The sequence below is a fragment of the Chitinophaga silvisoli genome, from assembly GCF_003412465.1.
Classification (GTDB): domain Bacteria; phylum Bacteroidota; class Bacteroidia; order Chitinophagales; family Chitinophagaceae; genus Chitinophaga; species Chitinophaga silvisoli.
In genome coordinates this window covers 36825-55572 of record NZ_QTJV01000012.1, presented here as the reverse complement: position 1 = coordinate 55572, position 18748 = coordinate 36825, and the positions used below count along the sequence as shown (strand labels likewise).

Genomic DNA, 18748 nt, shown 5'->3' with positions numbered 1-18748 from the left:
AAGTGTAAAAGTAATAGCCTGGACAGTCCATATAACCACCAGAATGACAAATGGAAGAGCAGTCTTCTTTTGGTAATGAGCGCTATTAATTTATCAATATTCATCTGAAGTAAAGTGTATCGTTTTCCTCTATTAAAGTATATGCTTCTTTAGAGGGTGACTGAAATATGTGTTGAACCTGGGTGAATAAGTCATATTTCCGGATGGTACGATTATCTATTTTATTAAATTCAAAAGAGATATGTAGCCCAGGGTTGATCTTGTGATTGATTTGAGAAAAGATCCTGATGATGTTAATTTCTTCTTCTAAAGTCACGTTATCATCGCTGTTATATAAAAGGTATCTTAATAATTTTGAGAAATCGAGCAATAGATCAATCGCTTGCTGGTCATTTAATGCAATGCCATAAATGGAGTTTAATGCATTAAATAGAAAATGCGGTTTAATTTGTGATTTCAGGAATTCTACCTCAATGTCGTTCCTTAATTGCGACAAGAGGAGTGTTTTCTTTGAAGCAGTGTAATGACTCAGTGCGAGTTTTAGCGTGATAGATGTAAATGTGAGATAAATGGTTACATTAAAAAAGAAAAAGGCATTGCTAATAGAGAAGAGATTCCTTGAATAGTAATAGTTATGAATCCGCATATCATTGTGGACGTACAACAATTTCGTGAACAGGAAATGACTGAGCCAGTAGGTGCTAAAAACGTATAACAAGGTCAGTAGAATGCCCAGGCTGATACTTTTCCTGTATACAGGTATGACCACATACACGGTACCATAATGGAGATATATGCTAATGAAAAGCAGGATTCCGCAAAGCTGGAACACCTGGGTATGATTCTCCAGGTGGAATGAGTTCCCGATCATGTCGATGTTCCAGAAATACATGAGTAGGAAACCGTAGTACAATCCCCAGAAGGCGATGTGCATCCATACCCTGTATTTCCGGAGCCAGTTAGATCCTGTTTTGTTCCTGCTTATTGCCGCTATCATTTGAATTAAATTTCTTCATCTTTTTATTACCGAACTTTTTCATCAGCGATATGCGTACCATGCGGGGGCTATTTTTGCTGACAGCTGTATTCATCATTTGGTCATTGGGGAGGGTGCGGAACCTGAAATAACCGGTGTATAATATATCGTCTACAGCAAGGCTAACTTTCAGGTCAGGTTTTGCAAAATTTTTACTCACACCCAGGTTGATATTGCCAAATGATTTGATGAGCATATTCGCCTGTGCATATTGGTTAATGTAACTGCCACTGATGGTGGCATCAATGCCCGTGTGCGCGATATTAGTGAAATTATTGTTAATATTCAACATGTAGAGTGGATAAGTATTTTCGGAGGCAATGCCATTGGCAGTGACATTGAGGGTACGCCATTCGAGGGCGTTGGTTATGCTGGCGGTCCAGAGATCTTTGATAATCGTTTTATTGATCACGGAGGTGAGGGAAAGGGATCTGGAGAAACCGTAGTTATTCCAATAGTAGATGAGTGTGTCAGGTGGCACTAAGGTTACGACTTGTTGGAAAAGACTTTTCTCTTTGCCATAACTTGCCATGAAGATATAATTTTGGTGGTACACGTAGGTGAGTTCTGCATGGATGCTTTGGGTTGGTTTGATGAATGGATTGCCTTGTACACCTGATTTATTGCTGGTGTAGGTCATGAATGGGTTCATTTGCCAGAAGGCTGGGCGGTTGAAATCACTTTTAAGAGCGAAAGAGAGGTTGTGGTTGGCATGGATGGCGTAGTTGAGCATGGCGGATGGCAACCAACGTGTGTAGTTGTTGGTACTGGTAACTTTCTGAATATTGTGGGTGTTGGTGGTTTCCATGCGTACGCCGGCTTTCAGGGATATTTTTTCTGTAAGGCTTTTTTGCAGGTTTAAGTAAGCTGCGATGATCTTTTCCTGGTAAATGAAATAATTTGAGATACCGGGATTGTAGATGTATTCGTTGGACGGGATGTTGAGGTTATAAAAATTATATGGGTTCTTTGTTTCGGTATAGGTGTATTTACCACCTAGTTCCATAGTGGATTTCAATAAGAATTGCTGGGTATAGTCGGCCTTGAAGCTGTAATTGTGGATTTCCTGTTTGATGTCGGAGCGATAGCCGTTGAAGATGTCGGATGGTTTGTTCATGTAGTAAGAGAGATATTCACTATTGTCCTTATTGTTGTAGATGATGCCATCTACATTTAGGTCAAGGGAGCGACCTTTTTTAGTATCATTGAATTTAAAGTATAGGTTGCCGTTAAGGATATTGTTAGCACCGGGTTCCTTGCCATGGTTGAGCAGGGAGTCCGTGTAGGAGGGGTATTGGATGTAGTTGAGGGTAGTTTGTCTGGCGGTGCTGGAGTGGTTTTTGTATTCGATGGAGCCGCCGATATTGATCCTTGAAGAGAGTTCATAGTCGATGGCGGTATTGGCGAAGATGTCTTTGTATGCGGAGACTATTTCGGTATTGAGAGATTCAACTTCGTTGATTTTTGGGTAGAGGGTGGTACCGTATAGTTGGATGAAGTTTTTGCTGTTGGTAGCAGTGAGTTGAAATTGTTGGGCGTATCTTCTCTTTTTATAGTTGAGTAATCCTGAGATTCGTTGTTCATTAAATTTATTCTGACGGTCTGATAAGGTCAGGGTACCGTTCAGGCCTTCGTCTTCTGTTTTTTTCAATAAGATATTGATGATGCCACCGGAGGCCCCTGCTTCGTACTTTGCAGAGGGGTTGGTAATGATTTCAATGCTGATGATGTTGTCGGCAGACATACCTTTGAGGTAGGTCATGAGGTCATCGCCGGTGAGGAGGGATTTTCTATTGTTAATATAGACGGTGGCCACAGCGGGAAATCCAGCGATGTTGAGATTGCCGTTGCTGCCAGGGATGAGGAGTGGAGTGTGCGTGAGTACGTCGTAGGCAGTACTACCGGAGGTGAGGGTGGAGTTGGCGACGTTGAAGACGAATTTGTCAGTGAGTTTTTGGAAGGTTGGTTTTTGACTTTTTACGACGAATTCGTTGAGTTGGGAGGAGGAGTCGGTCATGATGATATTTAATTCTCTGCCTGGTATGGTGATCTTGTTATTATAGGATTTTAGCCCCAGGAAGGTGGCGCGGAGGTAGTATTGGCCGGAGGGAATGTTATTGAAGGTGTAGGTTCCGGAATCGGAGGAAATGGTGGATCTTACGTCTTTGGTATAGGCGCTGTCGGAGGCAAGGATGACCAGGACGTAAGGGCGTGGGAGGTGCTGAGGATCGGTGATTTTTCCGCGTAAGTGCTGGGCGTTTACCTGGGTGATGGCTACAAGGCAGAATAAGAGGTTGAGTAGTTTCATGAGTTTTGTTGGTTAGGAATGTAAAGGTGGGGGATTGGGGAGGGAGGGGGAAAAGATTTCGGTAAGGAGAAGGTGCCAGGGGGTGGATGGATGAGTTTGGGGGATTTTTGGTAAATCAATTATTCGAGGCCTAAAGGGGGGATTTGAAACGAATAGGGGAAATATTCAGGTTATGAAATTAATAGCCTGTTTGGATAATGGGTAATAGTTAGAGAGGGTTAAGTTAACTGTGTAAACTACCGTTCTTAGATTTGAAGGTTGCATTGTTCTTGACAAAAATTATTAATAAACTGTAATAGCTTCGATTTGCTCCGACAAATGGATTAATATTTTTAGGCCGGTTCACATTTAAATTGAAATAGTTGAGATTTAATCTGACAGTTTATTCCAGGTAGCTTTGGCTTGCTCTAACGCTTATCTGAATCTTTATTTCTTTTGGAATGCCCTCCCAAAGACTGAAGGGGATTTCAAAAGAAATAAATGATTGGGAGTTCATCTGATGATGCTTAAAATATCAGATGAGAATAAATAGTAGCAATTACAGTTAAGTTAACTGTGTAAACTATCGTTCTTAGATTTGAAGGTTGCATTGTTCTTGACCAAAATTATTAATAAACTGTAATAGCTCAAATTTGCTCCGACAATCGGGTTAATATTTTTAGGCCGGTTCACATTTGATTTTTTAACTCCGTGCACGCATCCCCCACTAGTTCCAGCTAAACTCAACTATTTTATTCCTGTTATACACCCATTTCATATAAAACCGGATAGCCTTCTTTGCTTGCTTAACTACCCTTTCCTGATCTTCGTTAATCGTAAAGCTTATCCAATAGTTATTGGCAGTTAAAGCCGTGATAGAAATATCTGTCAAATATCGATGACAAAATGAATTCGTCTTCTCAAGCATAATCAGAAATGTCTCATCATCTGCACTTTCTTCATTAAACAGTATTTTCTGGGATTTCTCGTACAACAACTCATCGAGTTCATATCTCAAAGCATCCAGGGTATTTTCAAAATGGTAAGGTTGAAAGCGACATCCATTTTCCTGCACCGGTGACAACTCCATATAGAGATAGATTCTGGGATCAATCGGAGTTGCTTCTTTTTCAAATTTCTGATTCCATTCCTGAAGAATAATTTCAGGTACTGACTTCATTCTTTCCACAATTACTTTAAAAGGGATGTTCTCATCCTTCATCTGAAGAAACACAAAATGAAATAGATGGAAGCCTTGGTGATCGGGCATATAAAAGGTATTTACGTTGAAAGAGTAAACATACTCAATTTCTGCTCCAATATAATTCTCTAATTAATATTTTATATTGAAAATTTGCGTTTTCACGGTCATACCCGCATGCGCATTGTCTTTTTAAAAATGTTTTTTCATGAATTATTGTTGATCAAAATGAATGCTTTTATCAGTATTGTCTCTCAAAATTTCAACTTAATAATATCAATGTCATGATTAGATTTTCGTTATTAAAAATGAGATGTAAATTCATATTTTTTGCTTCAAATCTTTTTATCAGGAACAGGTAATTTCTTTTTTAAACAGGCGGGTAGTTTAGAAGATTGTACCATCTTTTCCCAAAATGGGGTGTCAAGTTTCTCATTTTGGGTTTAAGGTTTTAGCATTCGGGTTTTAGGTTTTAGGCTTTAGGTTTCAGGCTTTAGGCTTTAGGTTTTATGTTTCAGGTTTTATGTTTTAGGTTATATGTTTCAGGTTATATGTTTCAGGTTTTATGTTCCAGGTTTATGTTCCAGGTTTATGTTCCAGGTTTTATGTTCCAGGTTTTTATGTTCCAGGTTTTATGTTCCAGGTTTTTATGTTCCAGGTTTTATGTTCCAGGTTTTATGTTTCACTTTCGTGGTTTAGCTTTTAAGGCACTGTTTTATGGTCTGGAACTTATGGTTTTGCCAGCCTGGCTTAGTCTAAAGGGCAAACATTAAGGGTCTACTTTTGGGGTATTACCCGGCTGGTTTGGCCTAAAAGTTACCGCACTCATGGTCTGAAACCTATGGGGTTATCTTCCTGGTTTTCCCGAAAGGCCAACATTCAGGGGCTATTCTTTAGGGCCATGCCCTCGAAATATAGACCTCCATGTCTCTGGAATCATCGCTTATCCTTTAAAAACCAGTCCTCATTTATCCTACCTTCATAATTCAGCCTTCAGATTTCAATTAAGCCTTCAAATTTCGTCTCTCGGGTTTAACCGTAGAATTTAATAACCATCGTCCTTTAGCCATCATATTTATTCAGACCCTAACGGATTCGTCTTTATACGCCGGGCCCGTTTACAGCTGCTATGTTTCAATATGCATAATTTAGTATATATGGCCTATCCTTTATTGTCCAATCCAACGTTTCGATAATCATAATTTCGCATATTGGGTCGGTCATTTATTGTCCAGATTCCACAATCCGACTTTCACGTTTGAGCCCATATTGCCTCCCCCCTTGTCTTCCATCCCAACGTTTCAACAACCGCAATTTAGTTTATTGGATCTGACATTTATTGTCCAGGCTCAAAGCTCCGACCTTCATGTTTGAGGCCATACTGCCTCCTCTCTTGTCTTCCAGTCCAAAGTTTCAACAACCATAATTTAGCATATTGGGTCTGGCATTTATTGTCCAGACTCCACGATCCGGTTTTCATGTTTGAGCCCATATTACCTCCCCCCTTGTCTTCCATCCCAACGTTTCAACAGCAATAAGTTTGCATATTGGTCTGGCATTTATTGTCCAGATTCCACGATCCGACCTTCACGTTTGAGCCCATATAGCCTCTCCCCTTGTCTTCCATCCCAACGTTTCAACAACCGCAATTTAGTTTATTGGATCTGACATTTATTGTCCAGGCCCAAACCTCCGACCTTCATGTTTGAGGCCGTATTGCCTCCCCTCTTGTCTTCCAGTCCAAAGTTTCAACAACGTAATTTAGCATATTGGGTCTGGCATTTATCGTCCAGGATCCAGTCTCCGAACTTCATACTTTATCCTTTATGACCCACCCTTCATCTCTCAAAGACAACCTATCTGGAATTTTTACAGGAAAATGCGCAAATTTGTGCCATGCCGCTTATTCAGCCATACAACCCATTTGAACCACTCACCATAGAAAGAATTCAGCAACTTTTGCTGATAGGACAACCTATCCTGGTGGTCCAACGCTTCCAATGGGCGGGGATAATCAATGGTGCTGGCTTTATGGCGACAAGGTACAGCTATCCGGAAGACGCTGCTGACCACCTCGCACACCTTTTGCCTAATGAAGGTAAATTGGTAGATTTGCTTCAAGCCCCCCAACGGGATAAGTTGCTCGCCTTATTGGCTCCTGGGTCAATTTACCATGTATATGTGGATTCGCTGAAGGACAAAAACTGGGCAAAACAGATGCGGCAGGTATATGCTGAAGACGTTCGGAAATATATCCGGAGCCAGACGCAGCTGAAACCGGACAGAGATGCGGGTGTCGATGTAAGCTTTAACCTCAGGTATGGCCGTGTGATGGCATGTATTGACACAGGAACTCAAAGACTCGAAGTTCCATTTTATGATATTATCAAGTGATCCTCTATGTGTTACGATGTTTCTTTCCATACAAATATCCAATTGACCCTCGACATCTTTCCAGATCTGGCAGATAACAGGCAACTTGAATTGAATAGTGACGCGCTTATCCATGTGGAGGGGCATGCGTTGCCATTGTATTATATTATTAATACAAAAGATCATGTACCACAGCTAACTAATATGGAATGGGGAGTGACACCCTTATATGTAAAGGATCCAAAGGAAAGGACGGCGCGCCGGTCCGGCATGATCAATGCAAGAAGTGAGCGAATTCTGGATGATCATAAGTCCTACTGGTATAGGATTCGAAACAACCGTTGCCTGATTCCGGTGAGTGGGATTTATGAGCATCGTCAGATAAGCGGTTGGAAGAATAAGGTCCCCTATCTCGTTCAATTAAAAGACACACCTTTATTCTTTTTACCTGGCCTTTACCAGGAGAGTACGGAAGTTGACACCCTTACCGGGGAATTATACCAGGAGGGCACTTATACATTAATTACCCGTCCGGCTAATAGTCTGATGGCGCAGATCCATAATTCCGGTGAAAATAAACACAGGATGCCGCTATTTATACATCATGAGATGGCTAAACAATGGATTGATCCTGAGCTGACGGAGGCTGGGGTAAGGGAAGTCTTAAATTATGAAATACCAGCCGAGGAGTTGAGTTATAGCACTGTGTATACCATTCGCGGAGGCAAGCAAAGGCCGGATCATCAGGAAAAGGATGCGCACTGGGAATGGGCCGCGTTGCCTCCTTTGGGAAATGATACGCCTTTGAATGCGGGGACTCAGCAGAGTTTGTTTTAATGCTTTTTCTGTTTTAAAAACCGATCTATATAAGTTTGTGTGAGGAATTCTTCTGTTTGTGTAAGGAGTTCTTCTGTTTGTGTGTGAGGAGGTCTTCTCTTCTCTACTCTCTCAACTGATCAAGTACAGATCCAATTTCCTTCAGGTACTTCCCATACCCGACTTTAATCCCAAATTCCAAAAAACCATACACCAGTAATGTAGAAATCGCCAAAATGATAATTCCTAACATGAGCAGGTGGCTTTGATCCATAAGTGCCCCTAACGGCACTTTTGCCACAATGAACAGGGACAGCATTATCACTAATATGGGAATCAGGGAATAATTGAACGACCTATACATTTCAATATTTACCTTAATGTCATAATACAAGGTATATAGACTCTCTTTTGAATTGAGGGTGTAATTATAAAGTCGTTTATAAAAAAAATAGAACCGGATAAAATAATATAGCGAAATAAGAATCATAAAACCATAGGTCATATAGAAGGCCAGCAAATAGCTGCTATTCAGGTTGAGAATCTGTGGAAAAAAGCCAACAACGACTAATCCAATCAATTGAAAGATTAATTCAGTTCGCATGGTGGTTCTTATCTTTTTGATGGGGGATTTTGTTCCCTTCAGATCGTTGAGGGCGGTCGGTAACTGAATGCTATTATGGCTTTCCTGGTTCCAGGCAGCCTGGATGTCGTCAAAATTCATATCCCTGATTTTTTATAAGTTCTTTAAGTTTATTTTTTGCTCTGTTTAATTTAACCCTGGCGTTTACTTCACTGATGCCAAGCTGGAGGCTAATGTCCCTGTGGGTGTAGTTTTCGAGATGATAAAAGATTAAGGCCTTTTCTATTTTTTCCAATTGTTGTACCGCTTTGTAGAAGTGTGATAGTTTTAGTTCTTTTGAGCTGGCCTCGCTTTCTTCTGACATGACGTTTTCTGGAAAAGCGGAGGTGGTAGGCGGTTTCCGCTTTTCTTTTTTGAAAAAGGTGATGGCAGTGTTTACGGCTACGCGGTACATCCAGGTGGAAAATTTACTCTGGTGGGAAAAGGAATGGTAGCTCTTCCAAAGTTGGTAGATGATTTCCTGGAAGAGGTCTTGTTGGTCTTCAGGAGATTCCATGTACATTTTGGAGATTTTGTGGAGGATGCCCTTGTGGGCATCCAGAAGTGTAAGGAATTCGTTTTCCCTGGTCAAGGTTTGGTTTTTAGGTGAATGAGTTTTATTGGTTAGTATGGGGGAAGGGGAGATTGTTACAGGGAATGGGTTTATTTTTTAGTAATCTTCTTCGAAGGTTTGCCAGAGGGAGGGGATGAAGATTTTGTCTTTTTGAAGAGTGTTGTCTGGAGAATAGGTGGCTTCGCGATATTCTAAAAGCTCTGAATGCTCACTAAAAGTAGAAATAGATTTAGGTTTATAATTATCATCACAATTACAAACAAGGAACCCTATAAAAGTATCCCATTTATACTTCTTACAAATTATACTGCGATTAGATACCAATTTAATTAAATTGAAATATTCGATCTCTCTGAAATTATTTTGATGATATTCCCATATATCATCAAAATCTTTATTTATATAATAGATATCTCCATATTCTCCACTCAAACATCGTTGCCCAATCAGACAATTAATAGGCTGCTCAAAAAAAAACCTAAAATAAACGCTTTGTGTATGTAATGAATCTTCTTTTAGCTTGGTTTTTTCATTTTGAAACATCCATGTTTCGTAAAATTCATAATGCATTATTGAAATTTTAAATGTGGTTTTAAATCAAGATTGCCGCCTTCCAAAATGATCGAAATTTGTATTTTACTTGTGGACAAGAGTTTATTTGAATTATAAAGTACATATTTTTCATAAAATTCTCTTGTAAAAGACATGCCTAATTTTTCTTTGCTTTTAAACATTGTAAGACCTCCAATCTTCCCATTTTGACCTAATATTTTTTGAGCTTCTTGAGATTCTAATAAAACCTTAAACCTTTTAACTAACTCCTCAAAATCCCTCTCCCCCACAATAATCGCCACATCCAAATCCTCCGGCTTCACCATCCTCAACGCACTCCCCTGCACATAAATCTCCTCCGCCGGCAATCCCCACTCCCTCGCCACTCCCTTCAACACTTCCCCAAACCTCCTGAAATCTTCCACATTCTCAAACAAAAATGGATACCCCCTCCTCCTTACATTCTCCCAATTTTCCAACTGCTCTACCATCGCCTTCACCGAATACTCCCTCCTCCTACACGCATTAATAATCATATCCTCTATCTCCGAATTCGTCACCCTCAACTCCTTCCCCCTCCTAACTATCTCCAACATCTCCCTTGAAGAAAACCAAACATCACCATCCTTTTCCACCATCAACGCCTCTTTTACATTCTCAAAAATCCCCTTCACCAACTCCTTCTCCTCCCTCACATCTCCTATAGCCAAAACCAAATTCCCGGGCTTACCTTCCCTTCCAACCCGCACCATCTCCTCCGCACTCCCATCCGGCTTCACCCTCAAAAACCCATACTCCGCCTCTATCACCCCATTATCATATATCCTCACACAACCATTATTCACTATCAATTCCCTGTCCGCCAACTTACTCAACCTCTTCACCATCGACAAGTCACCCTCCGAAATTACCACAATCTCCTTTCCAACTAATAGTTCTACTCCATCCTTCCCCCTAATCAATGAGTAGAAATCATATATAATATCACCCGAATTCCTCAACATCCCATATTTATCCCCCACCTTAAATGGGATAATATACTCCAGCTCCCCCTCCATTCGCCCCAATATCTCTTTCAACTGCAACACCTTCCTCTCTTCCAACCCCACAGCCAATTTCCCTATTAAGGTAGTCATTTCTGCACGCTCCCACCCTATCATCTCCACCGGTACCGCAATCCGTGCATTCCGGATTGCCTTCACACTCCCCGCCGTCAATGTGCCCACCATATACGCCAAAGCTAAATAGTTAGCATACTTTACCACCTGCGGATGATCCTGCAGCATCTCCGGAGCCGCATTCACATAAGTTATAAAATCCACAAGACTCAAATTCAACAACTCCCTACCTACATCAGCACTCCCCGCTCCTGCCAATCCTTCCATCCCAATTGCACACAATCCCGAATTCAATACCAATTCTCCCGATGTCTCCATCGCCGCCTTCGTATCCATCTTAAACAACCAATAAACTGAAAGCGCCGGTAGTATATAAGGAATCCCCTGCTCCAGCGTCGTCCCGAATGCCTTTGTATCCCTCTTTGGCACTACTATCAGGTACTCCAGCGGATCAAACCTGCCAAAGAAAGGATTTACCTTTCCATAGTCAGCCAGCATCATGGCACCGCCCGCACTCAGTTCACCGATTACACTACTCAGGTACGTCGCCATCCCATCCCTTACCTCCAGCTGGATCTTCTGCCCTTCATCCCTGAATGCCTCCTCATTGGTGGCCGTAAGATACCCGTTGTCAAATAACAAGTATTTCCTTTCCGCTGTTAACTCACGGATTAATTCCATGTTATAAGCAGGCTTTTCTTCATTCAGCCACGCTACCGTAATGGCATTACATAAATTTGAAAAATTACCTTTTGAAACATAGAGATAATCATATGTATCTGATAACAACTTATATAATACATGATCCCGCTCCAGGATCCTGATCACCTTGTACAAATCAGCAGAACTGGCACAGGTCCTTATTATCTCCAACATGATATTCTGCCCGCCGAACTCGCCACTGGCAATTGTAAAACGCTGTCCATAGTCCCCCTCCAATAACTTTTTTATTAAGCAGGCACGCGTTTCTGGTAACAACCCCTCAAACTGAGATCGCGTGAGATAAGACATTTTAGTCCCTGTAATCACGAAGTGCTCATTAATGAACCTGACCAGCTCATTCCCATCTTTAAACGCACAATTCTTTAGTAATTGAATACTACTATCCAGCTCCTTCAACTGCCTATGCATCCGCTTTAACTGCTCAAATGTCAACACACCAGAAGACGCTTTCCAATCTAAATAGTATAATTCCGGATTATCATAGTAACAGGTAAATAGTTCCTGATTGGCAGACAATACATCTTCAGGAAGTGAAATCAATGTCTTACAAACAGCAGCAATTTCTGCCTCCACTGCTGGCTGATCTGCTCCAATGACCTCCCGCATTAATCGCCTGTATTGCTGTGTATATATGTTATCCTGGCACAGACAACCTTCATTGGCATAATTACTCCCATTTACCTTTACTCCACAAGTGAATACTTCTTTACCGAATTCTATAATATTGATCTCATCACCTGCTTTTTTTGCACGCGTATAGATATAAGCAGATGTATCGTATTTTTCATAACTATATCCCTTAAACCTACCATTACTTACATAGTAAATAGCATTGTATTCCTTGCCTCCATACACAAAGCTATTCAATGAGCCTGCCATCGCCGGACTCGCAGCACTGAAGTCCTGGTAGAACACCGACAACGGAATGGCCCCCTCCGGCAAACGAACGACTGTACTGTCCGGTGCATAATATAATGCGGATGTACACGCCTCCTGAACTTCCTTTTCCAAACACTTATACAGAGATAAACCTTTTGTTAACTCGCTGGCAGCATCATCTTCAAAAATCCCCCATACACTCCCCGGGTCATGAACTATATCCCACTGGAATTTATACAATGCTATACCTGCACCCCTTGTCATCAGGTTATTGGAAGGACTGATTACATGCTCCAGTGTATATGCTCCATGCCCTATTTCATGCGCTACTGTACGGGCTATTTCTGCATTAGTGCCGTTCTTAAGGAATACAAATCCAAACTGGCTTTTGCGGGGCATCTTACCCAACAAACCTACGTCTTCCCGGGCCACCTCGTTGACTACGAAAAGATACACTGCATCATCAGTGATGTTGTGAGACTGAGTATAAGCCTTTTTCATCGCCTTTTCCTCTCCTGTAAAACCGTTACTCAACAAAGCACTCTTACTATCCTGCAGCACACCATCCTTATTCAGGTCCCAGACCTTATTCCCCTGAAAACTCTTATCTATATTTACCGTATAGGATACCCCAATGCTCCCGTAAACGGAGGCCAATGTCTGCGCAATATCCTTTTCAGGTATACTAACATTTTCACCAACCGGCACCAGCACTACTTTTTTCTGTAAGGCAGGGTAACTGGGCACTAATAATTTTCCAATACTACTACCATCTGAACCCACCGCATATATTTCCTGTGCATCGCCTGCAGCACCACCCATAATGGTTACTTTACATGCCTGCCCTGCACAGTTGGAAGGATACACGATTCCCTTGCCATTTACAAAGATGAGAGACCCAGTGTCTGATCGATGTGCAATAACAGTTTCCTGTGCCCCGGGTATTATGGCTTTTGCACTCACTCTATACTGCCCGTTTCCCAATGATTCATAGCTCAGTGGATAATCCGCATGGAAGGTATCAAATGCATATTTGTTATCATCCCCTGCCGAAAAATCTACCCTTCCCTTATCCAGCTGAAGATGATTAAAATTAGCTACATTAGCCGCCATGGCGCTATCCCGTTTACCAACATTATTGACATTGCCCTGTTGCGTGACCTGGTAGATCCTACCTCCCGCATCTTCCACCAGCAGCGGTAATGAGGTATAGTGAATTGTTTGACTTGTACCATCCCCACTGTCAGTGAATGTGATGGTGTGCGAAGCGGTATCAACAGCTATCGCCTCTTTATTAAAGAGCTGTAAGCGGGTTGTAATATCTGCTACCAGGTCACCGGTTATTACTTTCCCCACATCATCGCCGCCATGCTGCGCATCCAATTCTTCTTTGATGAACTGGTCTATGCCTTTGGTGACCGCATGCATTTCTCCACTAATTGCTACCATGTCGGTATTGACGACTATATTCTTTAAATAAACTTCCAGGCCAAAACCAAGTCCCGGCGTAATGATCCGCCCGCCGGAAGGAGCGGTGAGCAACACCTCGTAATGACCTATGCGCACAATATTACCTATTATGAGCACAGGCTGTACGGTTCTGTTGGCAGGCAGGGAAAGAATAGCAGCATCTCCGCAGGCTACCGTTTGTAAGGGAGCTGTGGTGATTCTTAAAAGATCACTATTTGCGCTATAAAATCCCAAGCGTTCCCATTGAAGCTGCGCTTCATACTCCCGCCCCGCTTCGAGGCTCCTGATCAGCGTAGTGGTATCACCGGTTATTGTTATCGTTTGCCAGTCATAAGTAATATTATCCCTGGCAACGGCCCTGTATTGGAGACGATAAGCATCTGCTGCAGCACGTGGCCAGTGATAACGGATCTGCCGATCACCCTGCGCAGTTCCGTAAAGCACCGGCTTCTCCGCATGCTCAAATGGATTGACTCCAAGATAAGTGAATGTACAACTCTGACTATACCCCTGGTTACTGTATAAGTCCTTTCCTTCCTTATCTGTTGCCTGTACAATCCAGACATATTGCATACTGTCAATAAGCGCAGGTTCTGCCGGACCATATAAAATAGTTGTATTATCCGTCGTCGTGGTGTAAAGAGGCCTGGTGCTACGAATAATGTAATCGGGATTAGTCCCGGCCGGCTTTACCTCGTACAAAGAAAATATGTAGGATACGTTTACCTGGCTGGTATTCCGGCCAGACCAGTTAAACGTGAGATACTGCGGCTCCCGTTTTTCCACCTTGCTGCCACAAACGGGCAGATTCAATAAAGGCGGATCACTTTTTTGCAAAAAGAATACACTGGCAATAGCATTGCTGATCTGTATGCCAGGCCGGTGAAAATCATATGCCTGGAAACTCAGGCGATAAGACCCCTCGGGCAATGACCGGGTCCGCTCATATTCTTCCCGGCTATAACCGCCACTAAAAAGAAGATTATCTGCCATAAAATACTCCGCCAATGCCGCGCCACTAATAATGACCGGCACGCCCGCATTTAATGTTAGCGGCTGCGGATGGAAAGTTGGTATTGTACGCATGATCACGGTACCATTCCTCTCCAATGTCATTGCCAGGCTAATATCATAGCCAGGCTGAGTAAGATCTCTCTGCAGGAGAATCACCCTCAATTTTTCGTCAACTCCTGTATAATAATCAGGCAGGTAAAGGCTATAAGGTGGTATGATCTGTGTACTGGCACTAACAGGATAATCCTGTGCCTGCAAGGCAACTGTATAGGAAAACAATAGGATTATTAAAAAGCACAGGTTTTTCATCTAATGTTTTTTATGGCCAGGACAGCTGCCCGTCCTGGCCAATCACTCAAAATTGGCTGATTATAAATGGCACATCTTTACTATCATTTTCTGTTAGCACCCGTAGCAAGTGCATCCCGGATAGCACATTCCCCAAATCAAAACTATCGGCTATCAAAAGAGCCGGCGCATATTGCTTTCGCGCCAGCATCCTTCCATTCAGGTCATATACACTGATGGTCGTTTGCTGTTTCCTGTTAAGCTGAACTTTACATGTAAAATAACCCCGGTTGGGGTTAGGCGACACCATCACTGTATCAATTATGCTGGCAGGTAACTGATATACAGGTAGGGATAAGGGGTCATAAGGCAGGATATTTATCCCTTTCTGTAAATTGTATGTACAGGTACCAAAGCTGGCGTACATTTTTATCCAGTAGTCTCCCTGGCGATTAAACCTGATCAAAGGCGCATTATATGGATCTGTACCCAGCCATTCCGCACCAGGAGAAAACTCCCAGCTCACCGTATCGGGAGCTGGCAAACATATTTCCCTGACAGCTAGTGTATCTGTAACATTATCCTGTGAGACGACGAGGAAGTTGACCAGGGGTTGTGTATTCCTCTTATTGAGCATCACCTCCTCTTCCAAAAAACAATCATTCGCATCCTTTACTGCTACTGTATACTTTCCTGCTGCCAGGTGAGTGAAGATGGAATCGCTGCCCCAATTTGCATCTCCCAATGAGTAGGCGTAAGCAGCCGTGCCTCCTTCAGCAAGCACCCCGACAATACCATCCTCCAATCCATCACACACGCCCGATGTTTTTAATTTCATTGTCAGCAATGAGGGTTCTGGAATCGTATATTCTCCTGATACCCTACACCCTGCCCCGTCACTTAGCAACAGGTGATATTGCCCCGCCTGCAGCCCGTCCAGATTACCTGTATTCAAAGCTGTCTCCTGCCAGGTATAGTGGTAAACCCCATCCCCACCTGTCGCTGTTATATCCAATGCTCCTGTAGCCGTTCCGTAACAGCGGACAGGCATTACCCGCGCGGTTAAATTAAGAGCCGGATCTTCCGCTGTTATGACAGCATCATATTTCGTAGCACAGCCAAAATCGTCCTTTGCATATATTGTATAGCTACCCGCAGCTAGTCCGGAGAAAGATGGAGTAGTCCTCCAATTCGTATGATCCAATGAATAGGTATAAGGAGCCGTTCCCCCGGTTGTTATAAAACTAAGCATACCCGTGGTATCTGCTCCGCAATAAACCCCTTTATTACCCGTAATACTGACCTTTAATGCCTGCCGGGTAGTATCTTCCGATACCTGCACCGCTGAAGATTTTTTACACCCCCTATCATCCATTACATAAACCGTATAGGCACCAGCCAATAAGCCATCAAAAACCGGTGATGCCTGCCACAACTCATTATCCAGGCTAAAAGAAAGCGCGTAAGCATTTCCTGAAGCGCTAATATCAATCCGGCCATCATCATTCCCCCTACAGGTGATATTGCTCACATTAGTTTGAAAGTAAAGGCTATCAGGTAAAGTTATTGTATAAGTATCTGCTGCCCAGGCCATACATCCCCTGCCATCCTCTACGCGAATGTCATATTCTCCTGCTACAGTTATGGGGCCAAGCGGTGTATATGTCTCTCCATGATCTCCCGAATAAGCAATTGTATACTTCCCATCGCCACCCGAAGCCCTGACATCGAAGGTGGCTCCAGCTTCCAGGCACACTGCTTCCCTTATACTCACATCATCTACTGACACCGGCAGGGGATTAGTAAATACAACCGTATCAGATGTCACACTACATTCCCTGTCTGTAACCCTAACCCTATATGTACCGGGCCCTACATCCTCTATTTGTCTGCCAACAGCAAACCAGCCTGGCTCCCTTAGCTTTTCCCAGGTGTAATTATAGGTCCCTGTGCCACCGCTTACATTTGCCTGCAAATACCCATTTGCGGCATTATAACAGGTGACCGGGATGCTTTCCAGTTTTAACGCTAATGGCGGCCGTTCGTAGATTGTAAATTGACCGGATACCACATCCCCACAACCCGTATTATTCCTTCTTACCTGCACCGTATACTCCCCCGCAGGAAGATGATCAAAGTCTCCTGTTGTATTCGTCATCTGTACGGGGCCGGTGAGTACATACAGACTTCCATTCCCACTCACCCGCAAATGCCCGTCATTAGCTCCCTGGCAACTTACTGAATCAGCATTTATTAACTGCAATTCCAGTGGCACAGGCCCCCTTATACTCAGCAGGGTATCCCATGCTGGGCAGACCGGATGCGCAATATCAAATAACCTGATTGTATATTTTCCCGCTGATAGCCCGGAAAGTGAGTCCTGTAATACTCCCGCTTCATTATACAAATGAATTCCCGCGCCAGGTGCTGTAATATCTATTCTTCCATCAGGTTCCAGGTTACAGGAACTTTCGGCAACATGGATTGTACCGACAATCTTTGCCGGCTCGGTAAGCGTAATACTCACACGCTGCACATCATTACAAGCCGTATCACTCACCATTGCCTCGTAGGTACCCGCACCCAAATCCTGCCAGGTACCACTTGTATTATAAAGTACATCTCCCCCGGGCGTTTTTAACCCATAACTATACCCGGCACCCCCACTTGCCTGCACACTAATCACGCCATCCCTGCCACCATTACATCCGATAGGTGTGACTGATTTTATAGCCAGTGATAAAGCCGCCACCTCCGGCACCACGACCTTTACAGGTGTCAGGCAATTACCCGCACTCCCCCCACTGTTCACCAACCATAATGTATAAGCACCCGCCTTCACCCCTGCTATACTCACTCCCTTACTCACACTATCCGCCCCATTGCTCCAATCTACCAGGTCACCACAATTTGTCGTACAGACAGTAGTCACATTACCCGGACGCAATAACCAGTACATCAATGGCTCCGCGCTGCTAATGGCTGTTCCCGGAAGATAAATCTCACCATTCGCTTTTCCCGCACAGGCAGGTGTAACCAGCAATTCACTCATACTTTTCACTAGCGGAGCTGCCGGTATAATCGTATAAAAATCAGATGCTGCGCTATAAGGAGAATAATACACCTGGTTGTCATACTCAGCCTTCATACGACACCTGAAACGAACGTTCACAACCCCTGTTACATTCATATACAACATCGGTACAAATGAGTATGAATAGGAAGAAGTGGAATCCAAAGCCACCCATGCAGCTGTCCCGTTCAGGCTATACTCCCACACGACCCCACTACTCACTATATAATCATTCAGCAAAGGCCAGTTATCCGCAGAGCGTAATGTAATAGCACTATTAACACAAGTTTGTGTACCTGAAGACAGCTCCGCTATCACCCGGTGCGGTGCCACCATCTCATACACATATCTTACTGAGAAATACCCTGTGCTCCTTTCCCCGCCATAAAATTGTATATCCCCCCTGATAGCGCCCACCGGGTATACATTACCGCTACTTACCGTTCCTATCATAGCATCATCCCGATACAACAAAAATGGAGGAATATGACTCACAATAGCCTTGTAAACAGGGCCACCTGTGGCTGACATAGGAGAAGCACCCAATGTCATCGTTTTATCAAATGAAAGTGAACCGATTGAACCTGTTTGCGTGAGATGAGCATATACATTTACACTTAATTGCGCAAAACCAGACAGATGTAATAATAATATTATTACCGTGGTAACAAACTTCATGATATAGGCTTAATTGTTATTGTTTTGGTTGATATTCTTATAAA

At 43.0% G+C, this 18748-nt stretch carries 10 protein-coding genes; 2 read left to right on the top strand and 8 right to left on the bottom strand.

The genetic code is table 11. The features are described from left to right. Positions 1 to 100: 100 nt before the first annotated feature. The 3 genes from DXN04_RS26520 to DXN04_RS26510 form a co-directional block, all read right to left on the bottom strand. Positions 101 to 997, bottom strand: coding sequence for a histidine kinase (locus DXN04_RS26520; RefSeq protein WP_116856439.1), 897 nt, complete (start codon positions 995 to 997; stop codon positions 101 to 103). Further along, positions 960 to 3344 (bottom strand): outer membrane beta-barrel family protein, encoded by a 2385-nt coding sequence (locus DXN04_RS26515; RefSeq protein ID WP_116856438.1) that lies wholly within the window; start codon positions 3342 to 3344, stop codon positions 960 to 962. The genes DXN04_RS26520 and DXN04_RS26515 overlap by 38 nt, the downstream gene beginning before the upstream one ends. A gap of 706 nt (positions 3345 to 4050) precedes the next feature. Continuing rightward, on the bottom strand, positions 4051 to 4593 hold the full coding sequence (locus DXN04_RS26510; protein ID WP_116856437.1) for a hypothetical protein: 543 nt from the start codon (positions 4591 to 4593) through the stop codon (positions 4051 to 4053). A gap of 1827 nt (positions 4594 to 6420) precedes the next feature. Here DXN04_RS26510 and DXN04_RS26500 point away from each other — a divergent pair. Then, the gene (locus tag DXN04_RS26500; protein WP_116856435.1) at positions 6421 to 6918 is read left to right on the top strand and encodes a hypothetical protein; all 498 of its coding nucleotides are present in this window, start codon (positions 6421 to 6423) and stop codon (positions 6916 to 6918) included. Positions 6919 to 6924: 6 nt separating this feature from the next. After that, the gene (locus DXN04_RS26495) at positions 6925 to 7734 is read left to right on the top strand and encodes an SOS response-associated peptidase (protein WP_116856434.1); all 810 of its coding nucleotides are present in this window, start codon (positions 6925 to 6927) and stop codon (positions 7732 to 7734) included. A 103-nt stretch (positions 7735 to 7837) separates the two neighbouring features. Here the strand turns inward: DXN04_RS26495 and DXN04_RS26490 are convergent, their stop codons facing one another. From DXN04_RS26490 to DXN04_RS26470, 5 genes are all read right to left on the bottom strand, one after another. Further along, a complete protein-coding gene (locus DXN04_RS26490; protein ID WP_116856433.1) occupies positions 7838 to 8437 on the bottom strand; it encodes a hypothetical protein in 600 nt (199 codons plus the stop codon). Then, the gene (locus DXN04_RS26485) at positions 8427 to 8927 is read right to left on the bottom strand and encodes an RNA polymerase sigma factor (RefSeq protein ID WP_116856432.1); all 501 of its coding nucleotides are present in this window, start codon (positions 8925 to 8927) and stop codon (positions 8427 to 8429) included. Before DXN04_RS26485 ends, DXN04_RS26490 begins: the two co-directional genes overlap by 11 nt. A 78-nt stretch (positions 8928 to 9005) precedes the next feature. Further along, on the bottom strand, positions 9006 to 9479 hold the full coding sequence (locus DXN04_RS26480) for a hypothetical protein (RefSeq protein WP_116856431.1): 474 nt from the start codon (positions 9477 to 9479) through the stop codon (positions 9006 to 9008). Beyond that, positions 9479 to 14974, bottom strand: a complete 5496-nt coding sequence (locus DXN04_RS26475; RefSeq protein ID WP_147320068.1) for a hypothetical protein — start codon at positions 14972 to 14974, stop codon at positions 9479 to 9481. The genes DXN04_RS26480 and DXN04_RS26475 overlap by 1 nt, the downstream gene beginning before the upstream one ends. Before the next feature lie 46 nt (positions 14975 to 15020). Next, a complete protein-coding gene (locus tag DXN04_RS26470; RefSeq protein WP_116856429.1) occupies positions 15021 to 18704 on the bottom strand; it encodes a T9SS type A sorting domain-containing protein in 3684 nt (1227 codons plus the stop codon). Between the last annotated feature and the right edge of the window lie 44 nt (positions 18705 to 18748).